The following is an 18,138-nucleotide window of genomic DNA, read 5'->3' on the forward strand; positions in this document are numbered from 1 at the left end:
ACGGCGCCAGTGATCACTGGCGCAAAAGCCGCTGATCAGCGCGTTGTTCGGTGTCGATCACCAGCCGCTCACTCTTTTTCGATCACGAGCCGGTCACGGACCGCCTTGTACAACGCCATGCCCTCCTTCTCGGCCGCCGTCCCCTTCGGCATGTCGACCCGGAGCTCGTAGAGACGGCCGTCGTCGGTCATGACGGACAGCTGCATGACCCGGGTCGGGTCGTCGCCCTGGTCGTCGTAGGTCGTGTCGGCCTGTACGGCGTAATCGCCCCCGAAACTGGTCTCGGTGAGCCGGGTCTCGGCCTCCGGGTGCGTCGCCCAGGATCTCTTCTGCTGGTCCGCCCGGCCCATGGCCGTGGTGCTGGGCTGGTCCCACAGGCTGAGGCGGAGGTCGATGCCGCCCTCCCCGTAGATCACCATCCGCGGCTGGTCGGTGGCGCTGCCCTGCCGGTGGGTCTCCCCGTACCGGCTCGGGACCGAGAGCGTGGCCTTCATGGCCTTCTCGGGGTGCTTCTCCCAGGGCTCGTCGGCGAGGTCGGTGGCGGCGGGCGCGAGGGGGGCCGAGGTGTACGTCGGTTCGGTCACACCGGCGGGCTCGGGCTCGGCGAGGAAGTAGGACGTGCCGAGCCAGGCGCCGCCGACCAGAGCGACCCCGAGCAGGGCGGCCGGGAGGGGGCGGCGCAGGAGGTGGGGCTTCCGCGGCGACGTCGTCGGTACGACGGTGGTGTCCGGCTGCTCCGACTGCTCCGGCTGCTCCGGTACGGGCTCGGGTCGCGGTCCCCGCAGGCGTACGGTTCCGGAGTCCTCATCCAACTCCGTTATTCGGTCCGGTACTTGGGCCACCGGCGTGGCGTGCAGCGGCGGCACCGGCCACCCCTCCGCCGCCGCCTCCAGGATCTTGGCGGCTTCCTCGGCGTCCGGCCGCAGATCGGGGTCCTTCCCCAGCAGCCCGCTGATCAGGGGGCTCAGCGGACCGGCCCGCTTGGGCTCGGGCGGGTCGAAGGAGAGGATCGCGGCGAGGGTGGACTCCAGCGTCGTACGCCGGAAAGGCGGTTCGCCCTCCACGGCGGCGTACAGCAGGACGCCCAGGGACCACAGATCGGAGGGCGGACCGGCGCCCCGCCCGGACATCCGCTCGGGGGCGATGAACTCGATGGAGCCGACGAACTCGCCGCTGACGGTGAGGGATTCCTCGCCCTGGACATGGGCGATGCCGAAGTCGGTGAGGACGACCCGGCGGTGCGGGCCGAGCAGCACGTTGGCGGGCTTCACATCGCGGTGCACGATCCCGACGGCGTGCGCGGCGCGCAGGGCGCCGAGGACGGCCAGGCCGATCCGGGCGGTCTCGGCCGGGGCGACCGGGCCACGCCGGAGCACCTCGTGCAGGGACTCCCCGCGCACCCACTCCATGACGATCCAGGGCAGTCCGTCCTCGACGACCACGTCATGGATGGACACGGCGGCGGGATGGTCGACCCGGGCGGCGGCACGGGCCTCCCGGTAGAGCCGGTGAGAGGCCCGCTGATGGACCTCGTCCTCCGGGTCACCGGGCAACCTCGGCTGCTTCACGGCGACTTCGCGGTCCACCAGCTCGTCGTGCGCCCGCCAGACGGTGCCCATGCCGCCCGACCCGATGCGCTCGGCCAGACGGTAACGGCCGCCTATCAGTCGGCCCTTCGGGCTGGTGCCGCCCCGGTCGTTGCTCATGCCCCATCAGTACCTTGTGGGGCGGTTGCTTGTCGACGCGGGTCAGAGCACGTCCACGTCGAGGTTCGCGATCGTCGTCCTCGCCACCTCTTGCCCGCGCTTCGTGAAGTCGCCCTTGCCCGGGTAGCTGACGGTGAGCTTGTACATGTCGCCCTTGGAGGTCTTGTAGTAGAAGATCTGCATCTCACGGGGGCGGGGGTTCTGGCTGTCGTCGGTGATGTACGTGATCGTGTTCTTGGCGGCCTGCTTCCCCTGGTACGTGACCTCGTCATCGGTGTCCGTCTCAGGGTTCTCCGGCATGCTGATCTCGTACTCGCCGTACTCCTTGAACTTCTTGTCGTCCTCGTACATCTCGGCGGCCGCCGAGCCCGCGATGGTGTTGCCCGAGTCCTCGGCCTTCTTGTCGAGCCTCAGCCCGATCGAGATGCTGCCGCTCCAGTCGGTGTACGTCACCCAGTGGTCCTCGTCCGACTTCCGGTCGGGCAGGCCCTTCTGATACCCCGCGGGCACCGCCAGCGTCGCGGCGACGTCCTTCACCTCCTTCGTCGTCCAGCCGTCCGGCAGCGGCCCGGCGAACGGGTCCGCGATCACCAGATACGCCGCCACCGCGGCCGCGACGACCGCGGCACCGAGCCCGATCAGCGACTTGCGGCCCAGCCGCACACCGCCCTTCGGAGCACCCTCCGCGAGCCGCGCGACCTGCGTCGCCGCCGGAGCCGGCGGATGGGCGGCCGTCTCCAGCAGCGCCCGCACCTGGGCCGCGTTCGGGCGACGCGCGGGGTCCTTCTGGAGGAGGCCGGTGATGACGTCGGCCAGCGGACCGGAGGCGGAGGCCGGAACGGCGGGCGTGGCGTTGAGGACCGACTGGAGCGTGGCCGGAGTGTTGCTGCGGCGGAACGGCGAGACGCCCTCGGTGGCCGCGTACAGGACGACACCGAGCGACCACAGGTCCGACGCCGGTCCCGGCCGCTGCCCCAGCACCCGCTCCGGCGCGATGTACTCGGGCGAACCGACGAAGCCCCCCGTGTCGGTGAGACTGGTCTCGCCCTCGATCTGGGCGATGCCGAAGTCGGTGAGGACGACGCGGTCATGGCGGCCGAGCAGCACGTTGTCCGGCTTGACGTCCCGGTGAAGGATGCCCGCCGCGTGCGCGGCCTCCAGCGCGCCGAGCACCTCCAGGCCGATTCTCGCCGCTTCCCTCGCCCCGAGGGTGCCCTCCTGCAACGCGTCGCCCAGCGAGCGCCCGTGCACCAGCTCCATGACGATCCACGGCTGGCCGTCGACGACGGCGACGTCATGCACGTTCACGACAGCGGGATGGTCGAGCCGGGCCGCGGCACGCGCCTCGCGGCGCATCCGCTCGAACGCGTTGGCGCGTTCGCGCTCGGGAAGATGGTCGGGTACGCGGGGCTCCTTGACGGCGACCTCGCGGTCCACCGTCTCGTCCTTGGCGCGCCAGACCGTACCCATGCCGCCGTGCCCGAGCTTGCCGAGCAGACGGTAACGACCACCGATCAACCGGCCGGTACCCGGCTCCGGTTCGGGCGCGGGGGGTGCCGTCTGGTGCGGTACGACCTGGGTGGGCGCCGCGTACGGGTTGTCCGGGTGCGGCACGGCCGCGGGCGGGTTCGGCGGTTGCAGACCAAAACTCGTCGGCTCGTCGGACCCGTAAGGGGCTCCCCCGTTGCTGCTCATGGGTCCGTTCATATCGCGCCAGAGGTGTCCGCATCCACTCAGAAGGCGTCGCGGTCACAGACCCGTGACTCAGGAGGTCGCTTATCTCCCTTTTATGTGAGCTCGCTGTGAGCTCGCGGACGCGGTGCCGGTCCGCGAGAAGGAAGGTTTCGGCACCGAGGGAGTCTCGCTGACGGAGACACTGACGGACGGGGGCGAAGGTGACGGTGAAGGCCCGTCCCCGCTGCCCTCCTGATGCATGATCAGCGCCGCCCCCGACACCCCCGCCCCCGCCATCGCGGCGACCAGCACCACGGCCGTCAGCACACCCCGCAGGGAGCGCCGCTCGGAGACGGGCAGTCGCCCCGTCTCCAGGAAGGCCCGCAGCATCCGCTCGGCCGACTCCGCGTCCAGCCGCCGTGCCGGATCGCGCTCCAGCAGCCCTCGTACGACGGGCAGGATCGGCGCGGCCTGCGCGGGCGGCCGTATCTCACCCGCGAGGACCGCGTGCAGGACGCCGCTCAACGAGTCCCGCCGGAACGGCGATTCACCGCTCACCGCCGTGCACAGCAGTGCCCCCAGCGACCACAGGTCGGACGCGGGCCCGGTCCCCATCCCGGTCATCCGCTCCGGCGCGGTGTACTCGGGCGAGCCGACGAAGGACCCGGTCTCGGTGAGCGTGGTGGCACCCGCGACCTGCGCGACGCCGAAGTCGGTGAGGACGACCCGGCCGGTGCCCGCCTCCATCAGGACGTTCGCGGGCTTGATGTCCCGGTGCAGGACGCCGGCCGCGTGCGCCGCGCGCAACGCGCCGAGCAGGTCGACGCCGATCCGGGCGGCCTCGGCGGGCACCACCGGCCCGTGCCCGGCGATCCGGTCGGCGAGGGAGCCGCCGTCGATCAACTCCATGACGAGATAGGGCCGTTCGTCCTGTTCGACGATGTCATGGACGACGATGATGTGCGGATGCCTGAGCTGTGCGACGGCCCGCGCCTCGCGCAGGGTCCGCTCCCGCTGCCACCGGGCCTCGGCCTCGGACAGCGTCTCGTCGAGGGAGATCTCCTTGACCGCCACCCGTCGCCCGAGCAGCAGATCGGTCGCCCGCCACACGACACCCATGCCGCCTCGCCCGAGCCTGACCTCCAGGCGATAACGGCCCGCTATGACACGGAAGTTGTCTCCCGGGGTCCCCATGCGCCCCATGATGCCGCGCCGGACGGATCCCCTCCGGGGTGGTGACCGGCCAAGTAGGAATTGCTCTCACGGAGACAGTTCACCACCTTGCCGAGCTCCAGCTCACACTAAGGGACAATTATTTTCAGCCATGACTGAGCTCTGAGCAGGCATACAACACGGTTAATTACTATGAAATATACACCATAAGAGACAAAACGGGTGGCCGGAATCGTGCTGCCATGTGAATCATGAAAGCCTTAACGTTTGACCATGGGAAACACATGGAAGCGCCTTTCCGTCACGAGTGTCGCGGCGGTGGCCATTTTCGCCGCGACCACAGTGACCAACGCCAGCGCGGCGAGTGGCGGCGCCTCGTGCTCCACGACCGGCGCCACGGGGAGCCTTACGTTCACCAACTGGTCAGACAATTACGTGGACATAAGCGGATGGGTCAAGGACACCGCCGCCGATGGTCACCATGTGGCCATTCAACTCATATCCTCGAACGGCGGCGAAAACCTTAAGGATTGGACCTGGCGCCACGAATATGATGGAAAGGGATCAACTCTCTCCTTCACCACTCACGCGTCGAGCACCGACAATTGGCTCCGCTACATCGGTGTGCATGTGGCGGTCTGGGAAGGGGACAGGATAGTCGGCGGTCTCACCTGCGCCGATTGGGCCTGAGCCTCGGCACAACAATCTGAGCCACCTCTACAGCCTGTTCGGCGGAACTCTTGTAGGGAGTTCCGCCGGACGCGTATCGGGCGGCACCCAACCATGGAGGGGCGACCTGACCGTCAATAAAGGCGCCTAGTCCCGAGCGTACTTCGATGGTCCAGTTCTCGGAACTAGCCCACACCGGCAGAAAAACTGAACGAAAGACTAAGCACCCCTTGATGTTCTCACCGCTCGACTGCGCGCTCTCTCCAGCTCTGCAGCACAGCCTCAAACTGCTTGCGCGTGGTGTCCCAGTCTTCCACGGGAGAGGCCATGCAGATCGCGTACTCGACCCCGCTCTGGGCGATGTACATCAGGTCGACGGCTTGATACGCCCCAGGGGGGCGTGAAACCTGCGCCTGTTCCGTCCACGTGTACTCCAGGCGGGAGCCTTGGCGGTCACGGTAGACCTGGCGCTGTAGGCTCACGCCTTCGTAGTCCGCCAGCTGCCGTTTCAACTGCTGTTCCAGTTCGACTTCGTGCAAGTACGGGTCGTTGTAGTCCGGCGCGATGTCGACGGCGACCCGCACGAGGTGCTTGCCGCCGTCGGGTGAGTAGTCGACCTGCTGGAGGCCGTCCTGGTCGATGGAGACGGACCGCTTCCACCCCTTGGGCAGGGAGATGCTGAAGCCCACCGGGTCGTTGCGCCGCTCCCATCCCGCGGGAACCTCCCCCTGACCGCCCTCCTCGCTCGGCGTGGCACTGGCGCTGGCGCTGGCGCTCGGAGGCGACGAGGAAGAGGCGGAGGTGCCGGGGTTTGCCCCACCGAACTGCTGCAAGGCGACCGCCACGCCCCCGCCGACGATCGCCGCGAGGGCTACAACCAGGGAAAACGTTCGCAGGCGGTGCCGCTTCGGCGGGGCGGGCACGGGCGCGGGACCGATCGTCACCGGCGGATACGGCGTGGCGGCGGCCGTCTGCGCGCGGGTACCGGTGCCGAACCCCGTCCCCGAGGTGTCGTGCCCCGGCTGCCCCGTCGGCGCATACGCCCGCGCCGCACCCGGCACCCGCCCCTCCGCCGCCTCGGCGAGCATCCGCTCGGCCTCCGCGGCGCTCGGCCGGTCGGCCGGATCCTTGCGCAGCAGCGCGGCGAGGACGGGCTCCAGCACACCGGCGTTGACCGGCTCGGCGGGCTGCTCCTCGACGACGGCCTGCATCGTGCCGATCGGCGAGGTGCGGCGGAACGGCGACCGGCCCTCCACCGCCGTGTACAGCGTCGCGCCGAGCGCCCACAGGTCGGAGGCCGGGCCCGGATCATGGCCGCGGACCCGCTCGGGGGCGAGATAGTCGACGGAGCCGACGACCTCTCCGGTGCGGGTGATCGTCGTATCGCCCTCGATCTGCGCGATACCGAAGTCGGTCAGCAGGACACGCCCGTCATGGGAGAGGAGGACATTGCCGGGCTTCACGTCACGGTGCAGCACCCCGGCGGAGTGCGCGGCGCGCAGCGCACGCAGGACCCACAGTCCGATCCGCGCGGTCTCGGCCGGGTCGATACGCCCCTGTGCCTTGACCGCGTCGGCCAGCGAACGCCCCTCGATCAGCTCCATCACGATCCACGGGCGGGCGTCATGATCGAGTACGTCGTGCACGGTGACGACGGCGGAGTGGTTGATCCGGGCGGCCGCGCGGGCCTCGGCGCGGGTGCGGTGCAGCAGCCGCTCCTGGTCGCTCTCGGAGACGTACAGGGCAGCGGTCAGCTCTTTGATGGCGACGGCCCGGTGCAGCACTTCGTCATGCGCACGCCATACGCGGCCCATACCGCCGCTGCCGATGGGGTCGGCAAGCCGGTAACGGCCCGCGAGAAGCAGGCCCTGCATCTGATTCACGTTGCCCCGCAATGCTCTTGACAGGGTCAGATTAGGGACCGGGCCGGGTGCGGGGAACCACGGGGGTGCCAAGGTTTCGCGGTTGTGACAGTTGTCGCTTTCGACGACCGGAAGCAACCGTCACCCGGCGTGACCGGGCTCCCCTCAGCCGGTGACCTCGTATGTCGCCGACGCCTGCTCGAACAGCCGCGTCACCTCGTCCCGTTCGGCCTCCGGCCCGCGCACCTGGAGCACGTGGTACTTCCCGTCGACGAGCATCGCGAGATTGCGCACGAACAGCTCGCGCCCCGCGTCGTCGGTCCAGGTGAACTGCCCCTCGGCCATGGTCCGCCCGCCCACCTGGATCGTCTTCAGCCCGCTGGCGCTGGCCCAGCTGGAGTCGCGGTACGGCTGCAACTCGCGCTCGTCCTCCCGCTGGTACGCCATGGGGTCCTCGCCGTACTCGTCGGCGCCGTCCCTTCCGGGTACGACGATCAGGTCGAAGTCGCCGTGCGTGTACACGACCTGACCGCGGCCGTTCTTGGGGGTGTGGTCCCAGCCGCTCGCGACGGCGACACGGAAGCCGGCGGAGTCCGTACGCAGGGTGAAGCCGTCGGCGACGTCCGGGCTGGTGGTCTGGGGCTCCACGGACTCGGAAGGGCTGGCCTTCGGGGAGTTCTGGTCGGGCCGCGGCTCACTGCTGGCGGGCGCCTCGCTGACCTCGCCGGCCGAACCGGTCCGGCCGGTGTCACCCGCGCCGTCCGTCGAGTCGGCGGCCTTGGGCATGAACAGCACGGCGTACGCGATCACCGCGGCCATCAGCAGCAGCACCAGCAGAAGCAACGTACGCCCGAGGCGGCGCGGCGAACGCTCCACCTCCTGCCTGCCCTGCTTGGCCCGCTTGTGCCGTCCGTGCGCACTGGTCGCGGGCAGCCCGGCGCGCCGTCGGCGCACCAGCTCGCCCCGCCGTCGTACGACGGGCAGCCGGGTGGAGTCGAGGGGCGGCGCGGCGACGACGTGCGCGCCGGCTTCGGGCTCGGGCGCGGACCGCACCAGCGACCGCAGCCAGCCCCGCAGCTCCTCGAAGTCGAGCCGCTCGGTGGGGTCCTGGCGCAGCAGCGACTCCACGACCGGCCGCAGCGGCCCGCACTCCTCGGCGAAGGCGGGCGGCTCGGCGCACACCATCTGCACCAGCTCGGCCGTCGACTCCTCCGGGTAGGGCGCGTGCCCCTGTACGGCCCTGAAGAGCAGCGCCCCGAGCGCCCACAGGTCGGTGGCGGGCCCGATCGGCGCGGCCAACTGCCAGTTCTCGTGCACCGGCCCGGCCTGCTCCGGCGCCCATCGCTCGGTCACCGGTCCGACCACGGCCATCCTGGCCTGCCGCGCCCGCTCGGCGGCGAGCGCGGTGGCGGGGCCGCGGGGAGCGGGGGCCGCGGCGGCGAGCTCGTCCCAACGGCTGGGGGCAGGAGCGGGGGTGGGCCCACCGGGCGGAAGGGCGGCGCCACGTCCATGCCCTGCCGCCGGCAGCGCCGTGCCCGAGGCTCCACCCCGCGGCACGGTTCCCTGCCAGTCGGCGCGCACACCGTACGGATCGGCTATCTGCCCCTGGGGCATGCCGCCGGAACGGAGATGATCGCCCCGGCCGGGCTGCACATCACCGGGGGGAGCGGAACCCGGCGGATACGCGACGCCGTGGCCAGGGCCGTACGCCGACTGCCCCTCGCCGCCCGGCGGAAGCTCGACGCCGTTGCCCATGGGGTACGGCGCCTGAAGCCCGCCGCTGCCCGTGTCGTACGGCGATGTCGGTCCCCCGGCCGTCGTCGCGGGGTCGCTCTCGGGTGCCGGCCGGGCTCCGGGCAGGGCCGCGCGGCCGTTCTGCTGGGCCTCCTGGACCCGGGCGGCGGCCCGGGCACCGGCGCGATACGCGGCGATCGCCCCGGCGCGCGCGGCCCGGACGTCCCCGCCGGTCTCCACGGCCCTGCGCTCGATCGCGGCCGATGGCGCACCCGTACCGTTCACCGCGTCCCCGCCGAGCCCCGGCAGCCCTCCGGCCTCCCGCGCCTCGATGGCGGCCCGCCGCGCGGCCTCGGGGTCGACGGCACTCGCCTGGGCAGAGGCACCGCCGAGACCGGTCGCCGCACCGCTCACAGGACCGCCACCACCCGGCCCGCCGAAAGTCCCCGGGGCATCCGCCCCGCGCCGGTCACCGAGCTCCAGGTCGCCGTCCTGGGCCGGCACCGGGTCGTACCCGCACAGTGCCTCCTCCGCCGCTCCGACCGCGAGGCCGGTCAGCATCACACGGCCGTCGTCGCAGACGAGGACCGTGCGGGCGGTGATGTTCCGGTGCACCCAGCCGTGCGCGTGCAGCACCCGCAGGGCCATGAGGACGTCGGAGGCGACCTCGGCCGCCCGGTACGGCGTCAGCGGCTTCTCCACCAGCAGCGCCGCCAGTGACCGCGCGGCCACCAACTCGCTCACTATCCACAGCGACCCGCCCTCGGCGAACACGTCGAAGACCTGGTCGAGCCGGGGATGGTCGGGTATCGAGGCCGCGGCCTGCGCCGCCTCCACGGCCCGCCGCACGGCCGGGTCGGCAGGGCGCCGGGTGCTCGCACGCGCCGAGGCCGACCGCCGAACTCCCCTGTCCCGGGGGTCCCTTGCGGTGAAGCCGTCGGGCAGCCCCTCCGCGTCGAGCACCTCCGCCTCGACGACCTCGGGCAACGGCACCTGCCGGACGAGGACTTCCTGACCGCTGTAGGTGTCGAAGGCCCGGGACTCGGTCAGTTCGTACTCGTCGGAGGGCGGCAGCGGCAGGCGGTAGCGGTCGGCGAGTACCCGTCCCGCATAGTCGTCCACGTTGCCTCCCCCGGCCCTCCGGATCGGTCAATTCCGTTCGCCCCGCGTGCCGTTCCGCCCATAGTCGGATGCGTACGGTCCGCGAGCCTTCACGATACGTGCCGGAGGCAACCCGCAAAGAGGGGATTCCAGATCTCGCCCTCAAACGCGGGTCGGGTCACTTCACGATTTCGGTTCGAATGTCTGCGCGAGGGTCTGCCAGGTGTCCTTGCGCAGCTCACTGCCCCAATTGGCCGCTTTCGCCGTGTACATCAAGGCATATCCGAGATGGTCGTTGACGACGAACCCCCGGTCGATGGTCCGGTACTTCGTCCCGCCCTCGGCATAGGTGAACTCCCAGTCGGCCGCGAGCCAGCCCCGGTAGTTCACCTTCGCTATGCGGACCCGGTCGTACTGGGAACGCGTCATGTACTGCTCCTGGCTCTTCCAGTCCGCCACCGGGTCACCCTTCGGCGTGGACGTCCAGGCCACCAACAGCTTCTGCCCGTCAGGCCCGGTGAAACGATCCCCCGCCGAACCCGACGTCTGGAACTTCCACCCCTTGGGCAGCCCGATCGAGTACCCCTGACCGCCCTTGTACGTCGTCTCCGCCGTGCTGTCGCCGTCGGCGGAACCGCCGGCCTCGCCACCGCCGGTCGCGGTCGGGCTGCCGCTCGGCGTCTTCTCCGCCGCCGCGCCGGACCCCGCGGACTCGGTCGCCTTGCCGTCCGTCTGGGCGCCGCCGCTCTCGTCCTCCTTGGTGGAGGCGCTCGGGCTCGCGCCGGCGGAGGTCTTGGCGCCGCCGCCCGCCGAACTCTTGGAGGAGGAGTCGCCGTCACCGTTGAGCACGACGGCCAGCACGACCGCGACCACGGCGAGCACCACGACCACCGCGATGACCACCAGCGTCCGCTTCGGCACCACATCGGTGAGCGGCGCCCTCGGCACGGGCCGCGGCGGCAGATCCGGCGGCGTCATCACGGGCCACCCCGAACTCCGCCCACCACCGGCCGCGTTGCCCCCGGCTCCCGAACCGGCACCAGCACCGGACCCGGCGGCGGCACCGGCACCGGTGACGCCCACGCTGCCGGACCCCGAGACAGCCGTCCCGGACGAAGAAGTCGGCTTCGCCTTCGCACCCGTCCCAGCAGCGCCCGGCGCCGAAGCCGCCGCGCCACCCGACGAACCCGAGGTGGTGGACGAACCCGAGGCACCAGGCGAACCCGAGGCACCGGACGAGCCCGAAGTACCCGTCCCGCTCCCGGGCTTGGCCCGAGCCGCAGCCGCCGTACCGGCCGCTCCCGCAGCCACCGCCGCCTTGCGCACGGAACGAAACGCCCCACGCAACCGCTCCCCGCCCTCACCCCGGTCGGGCTGCGGAGGCAACGGCACGACCTTCGTCGCGTCCGGCGCCGGCTCCGGCTCCGCCTTGGGCTCGGGCGCGTGGATCACCGCGTTGAGCATCACGCGCGCACCGGTGTCGTCGAGCCGCTTCTCGGGATCCTTGGTGAGCAGCCCGTAGATGACGTCCTTCAGCGGACCCGCGTTCTTCGGCTCCTCCAGCGGCTCGGTCATCACCGCGGTCAGAGTGGCGATCGCCGAGCCCTTGTCGTACGGCGGCACCCCCTCGACCGACGCGTACAACAGCCCGCCCAGCGACCACAGGTCAGCGGCCGGACCCGGCTTGTGCCCGCGGGCGCGCTCCGGGGAGATGTAGGACGGGGCACCGACCAGCATGCCGGTCGAGGTGATCGACGGATCGCCCTCCACCTGGGCGATGCCGAAGTCGGTGAGCACGACCCGGCCGTCCTCGGAGATCAGCACATTGGACGGCTTCACATCACGGTGCAGGATGCCCTGACGGTGCGCCGAACGCAGCACGTCGAGCACCGCGAGCCCGACCTCCGCCGCGCGCTTCGGCTCCAGCAGGCCGTCCTCCCGGATGGCCTCGGCGAGCGACTTGCCCTCGACGAGCTCCATCACGATCCACGGCCGGTCGTCCTCCTCGACCACGTCGAAGACGGTCACCGCGCTGTTGTTCCGGATCCGCGCGATCGCCTTGGCCTCACGCAACGTCCGCGTGATCAGCCGCCGCTTCTCCTCCTCGTCGATATTGGAGGGGAACCTCAGCTCCTTCACCGCGACGATCCGACCCAGGGTCTCGTCCTCGGCACGCCACACCGTGCCCATGCCGCCGCGGCCGAGCACTGCTCCCAACCGGTACCGCCCGGCGAGGAGACGTTCGCTCTTGCCCTGACGGGATGCCCCCGCCCGCTCCGCCTCCGACATGCGTCCCCTCATACAACCCGCCCTGACAGAGCCTCCATTGTCCCTCACCCGACAAGTGCCCGACGCCCAGGGTGCCTCTGCGGACCAGCCGCCCGTCATGAGGGCCGAACGCCCGCACCCCCATGAACACGGCGCGCCACGACCCCTCACACCAGGGTGACGAACACACGCCCCGCACCACGAAGCCCGCCCCACCCGAAGACCGCCGGACGACCGGATTCCGCCACCCTGCATGATGGGCGGCACCCAAGGAACAGCCGCAGGACCCCGATCGCCGCACGAGGAACCAGGAGGGACCACAATGCCGCCGTTGCGGACACTACTGGCCGTACCTGTGTGCCTCGCGCTCCTCGCCCTGGCCCCGGCCGCCTCCTCCGCACCCGCGACACCCCCGACGGACGCGGTCCTCCCGCTGCTGGTCAGCGAGGGCGGAGCGCCCGCCGCCGCCCTGCTGGCCCGCGAGGAGACCGGCACCCGCTACACCGAGGCCGGCCCGGGCATCGCCCGCGCCGACCACTTCCGGGCCGGCAGCATCACGAAGACCTTCCTCGCGACGGTCGTCCTCCAACTGGCCGAAGAAAACCGGCTGTCCCTGTCCGACACCGTGGAGCGGCATCTGCCCGGCCTGGTCCGCGGAGCCGGCAACGACGGCCGCACGGTCACCCTGCGCGCCCTGCTCACCCACACCAGCGGCCTGAACGACTTCACCTCGGACACCGGGGGCCTGGTCCCCCTCACTCCTCTTCAAGCCGTACGGATCGCACTCACCCACCCTCCGGCCGACCCGGGCCGCTACTCCTACTCGAACACCAACTACGTCCTGCTCGGCATGGTCATCGCACAGGTCACCGGCGACTCCTACGCGACCGAGGCCGAGCGCCGCATCATCGCTCCGCTGGGTCTGGCGCACACCTCCTTCCCCGGATCCCGCACCTCGCTCCCCACCCCGCACGGCCGCGCCTACGACACCGACGGATCGGACGTCACCGATCTGGATCCGCGGGTCGCCGGGGCCGCCGGCGAGTTGGTGACCACACTCGCCGACCTGGACCGCTTCTACGCGGCGCTGCTCGGCGGTGAACTGCTGCCCCCGCACCGGCTGCGCGAGATGCGCGACACCCGCGCCGCACACGGCCGGTACGGCATGGGGCTGTTCCCGGTGAAGCTGCCGTGCGGCACGACCGTGTGGGGGCACAACGGCCGGATCTCCGGCAGTTATGTGCGCACCGCGGCCACCGCCGACGGCCGTCGCGTCCTCACCTTCCGCGTGAACACCGCCGCGCTCGCGGACCCCGGCCTCGAACCGGCCCTGCTCGCCGCCGAGTTCTGCCCCCGCACCTCGTAGAACGAGCGGGTTCCGAACGAAGATCCCGGCTCGCGACACTCGTTCGAGTGATGTCGAACCGGGATCCCAGGCCGTGCGGAAGCCCTACAGCGGCGCGATGTCCGGCGCCCCCAGCCGAGCCGCGTCGGCCGTCAGGTCGTCGGGCTGCCGCTGCGACTCCCGCTCCGCCTCCACCCGCTTCTCGTAGTGCTGGATCTCCCGCTCGATGTGGTCCTTGTCCCAGCCCAGCACCGGCGCCATCAGCTCGGCGGCCTCCCGCGCGCTCCGCGTCCCCCGGTCGAAGGTCTCGATGGAGATCCGCGTCCGCCGGGTCAGCACGTCGTCCAGGTGCCGCGCCCCTTCGTGCGAGGCGGCGTACACGACCTCGGCGCGCAGATAGTCCTCGGCCGCCGACAACGGCTCCCCGAGTGAGGCGTCCGCCGCGATGAGGTCCAGGACCTCCTCCGCCAGCGAACCGAATCGGTTCAGCAGATGCTCCACCCGCACCACGTGCAGCCCCGTCCGGGCGGCGATCCGCGCTCGCGCGTTCCACAGCGCCCGGTACCCCTCGGCGCCCAGCAGCGGCACGTCCTCGGTGACGCACTCGGCGACCCGCAGATCGAGCGCGTGCACGGCTTCGTCCACGGCGTCCTTGGCCATGACCCGGTACGTCGTGTACTTGCCGCCCGCCACGACCACCAGCCCCGGCACGGGATGCGCCACGGTGTGCTCGCGGGACAGCTTGCTGGTGGCGTCCGACTCCCCGGCCAGCAGTGGCCGCAGACCGGCGTACACGCCCTCGACGTCGTCGCGCGTGAGCGGCACCGCGAGCACCGAGTTCACGTGTTCCAGCAGATAGTCGATGTCCGCGCTGGAGGCGGCGGGATGTGCCTTGTCGAGGTCCCAGTCGGTGTCGGTCGTGCCGATGATCCAGTGCCGGCCCCAGGGAATGACGAACAGCACGGACTTCTCGGTGCGCAGGATCAGCCCGGTCGTCGCGTGGATGCGGTCCTTGGGCACGACGAGGTGGATGCCCTTGGACGCCCGTACGTGGAACTGTCCCCGCTCGCCCACCATGGCCTGGGTGTCGTCGGTCCACACGCCCGTGGCGTTGACGATCTGCTTGGCGCGGACCTCGTACTCCCCGCCCGCCTCGACGTCCTGCACCCGGGCGCCGACGACGCGTTCGCCCTCGCGGAGGAAGCCGGTCACCCGGGCGCGGTTGGCGACCTGCGCGCCGTACGCCGCCGCCGTGCGCACGAGGGTGGCCACGAAGCGGGCGTCGTCCATCTGGGCGTCGTAGTACTGGAGGGCGCCGACCAGGGCGTCCTTCTTCAAGGCGGGTGCGATGCGCAGTGCGTGACGGCGGCTCAGATGCCGGTGCGTGGGCAGGCCTCGCCCGTGTCCGCGGGCCATGGACATGGCGTCGTAGAGCGCGACGCCGGAGCCGGCGTACAGCCGCTCCCAGCCCTTGTGCTGGAGCGGGTACAGGAACGGCACCGGTTTCACGAGGTGCGGAGCGAGCCGTTCCAGCAACAGCCCGCGCTCCTTCAACGCCTCCCGGACGAGGGTGAAGTCGAGCATCTCCAGGTAGCGCAGGCCGCCATGGATGAGCTTGCTCGACCGGCTCGAGGTGCCCGACGCCCAGTCACGTGCCTCGACCAGGCCGACGGACAGCCCGCGCGTCACCGCGTCGAGGGCGGTCCCGGCACCGACCACACCGGCGCCCACCACCAGTAGGTCCAGCTCGCGCTCGGCCATGGATGCGAGCGCCTCGGCTCGCTGCGCCGGCCCCAGTGTCGCTGTCCTCACCGCTGCCTCCCGCTGTCGGTCACGCCGGTCTCACCCGTGAGGAGTGACCCGGTCCGTATCCCTCATGCCCAAATTCTGACCGCCTTGCCCGACTTCAGCCACCAGTCACCCCCAGCCTGTGGACAACTTCCACAAGACGTAGGCCAAAGCTCCAGGGACTCCTGCGGGAAGACACAAGGAATCAATCTCGTATTTCGGTCAGATTTACTCTTAGTCTGACATTGCGCTCGCTCGTCCAGTCCACAGGGCTTGCGCACCTGTCCCGCTTCGGCTACTGGGAAGGACGGTCCAACGCCATGCCCGCAGATCTCGCCGTCATCGGACTCGGCCCCTACGGACTGCCCCTGGCCCAGGCCGCCGTCGCCGCCGGCATCCCCACGCTCGGTTACCGCACCGGACCCGAGGCCGGCTCCCTCAGCCCCGCCGAACTGCGCCGGATGCTCTCGGGGGGCTTCCGGCCGACCACCTCCCCCGCCGAGCTCGGCCGGGTGCGCACCGCGGTCATCTGCGCGCCCACCCCGCGCGGGGCGGACGGCGGGCTCGACCTCACCCAGGTGGAGTCCGCGGCCCGTACCCTGGCCGCCCACCTGCGCCCGCACACCACGGTCATCCTGGAGTCCCCGGTCCCCCCGGGCACCACCGAGGACCGCCTGCGCCCCCTCCTCGAAGAGGGCTCCGGCCTCCGCGCGGGCCGTGACTTCCACCTCGCCTACTCCCCCAGCCGCGTCGACCCCGGCAACCGCGACTTCACGCCCGCCAACACCCCCAAGGTGATCGGCGGCCTGACCCCCGCCTGCACCGAGTCGGCGGCCGCCTTCTACTCACGCCTCACCGACAAGGTGGTACGCGCGCGTGGCCCGCGAGAGGCGGAGACGGTCCAGCTCCTGGAGACCAACTACCGCCACGTCAACATCGCCCTCGTCAACGAGATGGCCGTCCTCTGCCACGACCTGGGCGTCGACCTGTGGGACGTCGTCCGGTGCGCGGAGACCAAGCCGTTCGGCTTCCAGTCCTTCCGCCCCGGCCCCGGCGTCGGCGGCCACGGGGTCCCCCAGGACCTGACCGGCGCCCCCACCGGCCGCGCCCTGCGCATGGTCGAACTGGCCCAACAGGTCAACAGCCAGATGCCGCGCTACGTCGTCCAGCGCGCCGCCGCCCTCCTCAACGAGCACGGCAAGTCGGCCCGGGGCGCCCGCATCCTGCTCCTCGGCGTGACGTACAAGCCCGACCTCGCCGACCAACAGGGCACCCCCGCCCGCGAGATCGCGATCCGCCTGATGGAACTGGGCGCCTCGGTGAGCTACCACGACCCCCACGTCCCCTCCTGGAACGTCCTCGACCGCCCGGTCCCCCGCGCGGACTCCCTCTACGAGGCCGCCGCCGACGCGGACCTCACAATCCTGCTCCAGCAGCACCGGACGTACGACCTCCAGGGCCTGTCGGTGAAGGCACAGCTGCTGCTGGACACGCGGGGCGCCACGCCCACGGGGGCGGCGCACAGGCTGTGAAAGGGGGCCGGTCGCCCCACCAGGCGACCGGCCCCCTTCCCGTCGTACGACCTGCCTACCGCTTGTGCTGCGAGTCAGCCACCGTGACCTCGACGCGCTGGAATTCCTTCAGCTCGCTGTATCCGGTCGTGGCCATCGCCCGCCGCAGCGCGCCGAAGAAGTTCATCGAGCCGTCCGGGATGTGCGACGGGCCCGTCAGGACCTCCTCGATCGTGCCGACCGTGCCCAGGTCGACCTTCTTGCCGCGCGGCAGCTCCTCGTTGACGGCCTCCATGCCCCAGTGGTTGCCCTGGCCCGGCGCGTCCGTCGCGCGGGCCAGCGGGGAGCCCATCATCACGGCGTCCGCGCCGCAGGCGATCGCCTTGGAGAGGTCGCCGGACCAGCCCACACCGCCGTCCGCGATCACGTGCGCGTACCGGCCGCCGGACTCGTCCATGTAGTCCCGGCGAGCGGCGGCGACATCGGCCACCGCGGTCGCCATCGGGACCTGGATGCCCAGCACGTTGCGCGTGGTGTGCGCCGCGCCGCCGCCGAAGCCGACCAGGACGCCCGCGGCGCCGGTGCGCATCAGGTGCAGGGCGGCGGTGTAGGTGGCGCAGCCGCCCACGATCACCGGGACGTCGAGCTCGTAGATGAACTGCTTCAGGTTCAGCGGCTCGTGCGAACCCGACACGTGCTCGGCCGACACCGTCGTACCGCGAATGACGAAGATGTCCACGCCCGCGTCGACGACGGCCTTGGAGAACTGCGCCGTGCGCTGCGGGGAGAGCGCGGCCGCGGTGACCACGCCCGAGTCGCGCACCTCCTTGATGCGCTGGCCGATCAGCTCCTCCTTGATGGGGGCGGAGTAGATCTCCTGGAGCCGCCGGGTCGCCGTCTCCGAGTCCATGCCGACGATTTCGTCGAGCAGCGGCTGCGGGTCCTCGTACCGCGTCCACAGGCCCTCGAGGTTCAGCACGCCGAGGCCGCCGAGCTCGCCGATGCGGATCGCGGTGGCCGGGGAGACGACCGAGTCCATGGGGGCGGCCAGGAACGGCAGCTCGAAGCGGTAGGCGTCGATCTGCCAGGCGATCGAGACCTCCTTCGGGTCGCGCGTACGACGGCTCGGGACGACGGCGATGTCGTCGAAGGCGTACGCCCGGCGGCCGCGCTTGCCGCGCCCGATCTCGATCTCAGTCACGTGTGTGGCCTTTCCCTGATGCGTTGCAGCGCCTTCCAGTATCCCCGACGGATACGCCGAGGGCGGCCCCGGAGTCCCCGGGGCCGCCCTCGATCGACACTCACGC

11 protein-coding genes are annotated in these 18,138 nt (G+C 71.1%); 3 read left to right on the top strand and 8 right to left on the bottom strand.

Annotated features, from left to right (window positions below):
- Window positions 1-68: 68 nt before the first annotated feature.
- The 3 genes from ACIOHP_RS02425 to ACIOHP_RS02435 form a co-directional block, all read right to left on the bottom strand.
- Complete coding sequence (locus ACIOHP_RS02425) at window positions 69-1,706, bottom strand: serine/threonine-protein kinase (protein ID WP_401882596.1); 1,638 nt, start codon at window positions 1,704-1,706, stop codon at window positions 69-71.
- A gap of 42 nt (window positions 1,707-1,748) precedes the next feature.
- Window positions 1,749-3,401, bottom strand: a complete 1,653-nt coding sequence (locus ACIOHP_RS02430; RefSeq protein ID WP_401882599.1) for a serine/threonine-protein kinase — start codon at window positions 3,399-3,401, stop codon at window positions 1,749-1,751.
- 81 nt (window positions 3,402-3,482) lie between these two features.
- The gene (locus tag ACIOHP_RS02435; RefSeq protein WP_401882601.1) at window positions 3,483-4,574 is read right to left on the bottom strand and encodes a serine/threonine-protein kinase; all 1,092 of its coding nucleotides are present in this window, start codon (window positions 4,572-4,574) and stop codon (window positions 3,483-3,485) included.
- A gap of 252 nt (window positions 4,575-4,826) precedes the next feature.
- Between ACIOHP_RS02435 and ACIOHP_RS02440 the strand changes: the two genes are divergently transcribed.
- Window positions 4,827-5,243 carry a hypothetical protein gene (locus tag ACIOHP_RS02440; protein ID WP_401882604.1) on the top strand — a complete coding sequence of 139 codons (417 nt, stop codon included), beginning with the start codon at window positions 4,827-4,829 and terminating at the stop codon, window positions 5,241-5,243.
- A gap of 218 nt (window positions 5,244-5,461) precedes the next feature.
- Here ACIOHP_RS02440 and ACIOHP_RS02445 read toward each other — a convergent pair whose 3' ends face one another.
- The 3 genes from ACIOHP_RS02445 to ACIOHP_RS02455 all read right to left on the bottom strand — a co-directional run bounded on the left by ACIOHP_RS02445 (window position 5,462) and on the right by ACIOHP_RS02455 (window position 12,208).
- A complete protein-coding gene (locus ACIOHP_RS02445; RefSeq protein WP_401882607.1) occupies window positions 5,462-7,096 on the bottom strand; it encodes a protein kinase in 1,635 nt (544 codons plus the stop codon).
- A 153-nt stretch (window positions 7,097-7,249) separates the two neighbouring features.
- Window positions 7,250-9,940: a protein kinase gene (locus tag ACIOHP_RS02450; RefSeq protein WP_401882610.1), complete on the bottom strand. Its 2,691-nt coding sequence runs from the start codon at window positions 9,938-9,940 to the stop codon at window positions 7,250-7,252.
- Window positions 9,941-10,102: 162 nt separating this feature from the next.
- Window positions 10,103-12,208, bottom strand: a complete 2,106-nt coding sequence (locus ACIOHP_RS02455) for a serine/threonine-protein kinase (protein ID WP_401882613.1) — start codon at window positions 12,206-12,208, stop codon at window positions 10,103-10,105.
- A gap of 301 nt (window positions 12,209-12,509) precedes the next feature.
- On the opposite strand from ACIOHP_RS02455, the gene ACIOHP_RS02460 reads away from it, so the two are divergent.
- The gene (locus tag ACIOHP_RS02460; protein WP_401882616.1) at window positions 12,510-13,553 is read left to right on the top strand and encodes a serine hydrolase domain-containing protein; all 1,044 of its coding nucleotides are present in this window, start codon (window positions 12,510-12,512) and stop codon (window positions 13,551-13,553) included.
- An 84-nt stretch (window positions 13,554-13,637) separates the two neighbouring features.
- Here the strand turns inward: ACIOHP_RS02460 and ACIOHP_RS02465 are convergent, their stop codons facing one another.
- The gene (locus ACIOHP_RS02465; RefSeq protein WP_361550797.1) at window positions 13,638-15,344 is read right to left on the bottom strand and encodes a glycerol-3-phosphate dehydrogenase/oxidase; all 1,707 of its coding nucleotides are present in this window, start codon (window positions 15,342-15,344) and stop codon (window positions 13,638-13,640) included.
- A 296-nt stretch (window positions 15,345-15,640) separates the two neighbouring features.
- Between ACIOHP_RS02465 and ACIOHP_RS02470 the strand changes: the two genes are divergently transcribed.
- A complete protein-coding gene (locus ACIOHP_RS02470; RefSeq protein WP_361550794.1) occupies window positions 15,641-16,852 on the top strand; it encodes a nucleotide sugar dehydrogenase in 1,212 nt (403 codons plus the stop codon).
- 55 nt (window positions 16,853-16,907) lie between these two features.
- On the opposite strand, the gene ACIOHP_RS02475 is transcribed toward ACIOHP_RS02470, so the two are convergent.
- On the bottom strand, window positions 16,908-18,032 hold the full coding sequence (locus tag ACIOHP_RS02475; RefSeq protein ID WP_327718868.1) for a GuaB3 family IMP dehydrogenase-related protein: 1,125 nt from the start codon (window positions 18,030-18,032) through the stop codon (window positions 16,908-16,910).
- Between the last annotated feature and the right edge of the window lie 106 nt (window positions 18,033-18,138).

The organism is Streptomyces sp. NPDC087859 (genome assembly GCF_044742595.1).
GTDB lineage: Bacteria > Actinomycetota > Actinomycetes > Streptomycetales > Streptomycetaceae > Streptomyces > Streptomyces canus_F.

Bases quoted from the DNA above. Each gene is read 5' to 3' on its own strand.
- ACIOHP_RS02430 (WP_401882599.1), bottom strand. From the start codon at position 3,401: ATGAGCAGCAACGGGGGAGCCCCTTACGGGTCCGACGAGCCGACGAGT.
- ACIOHP_RS02440 (WP_401882604.1), top strand. From the start codon at position 4,827: ATGGGAAACACATGGAAGCGCCTTTCCGTCACGAGTGTCGCGGCGGTG.
- ACIOHP_RS02460 (WP_401882616.1), top strand. From the start codon at position 12,510: ATGCCGCCGTTGCGGACACTACTGGCCGTACCTGTGTGCCTCGCGCTC.
- ACIOHP_RS02435 (WP_401882601.1), bottom strand. From the start codon at position 4,574: ATGGGGACCCCGGGAGACAACTTCCGTGTCATAGCGGGCCGTTATCGC.
- ACIOHP_RS02425 (WP_401882596.1), bottom strand. From the start codon at position 1,706: ATGAGCAACGACCGGGGCGGCACCAGCCCGAAGGGCCGACTGATAGGC.
- ACIOHP_RS02445 (WP_401882607.1), bottom strand. From the start codon at position 7,096: ATGCAGGGCCTGCTTCTCGCGGGCCGTTACCGGCTTGCCGACCCCATC.
- ACIOHP_RS02455 (WP_401882613.1), bottom strand. From the start codon at position 12,208: ATGTCGGAGGCGGAGCGGGCGGGGGCATCCCGTCAGGGCAAGAGCGAA.
- ACIOHP_RS02470 (WP_361550794.1), top strand. From the start codon at position 15,641: ATGCCCGCAGATCTCGCCGTCATCGGACTCGGCCCCTACGGACTGCCC.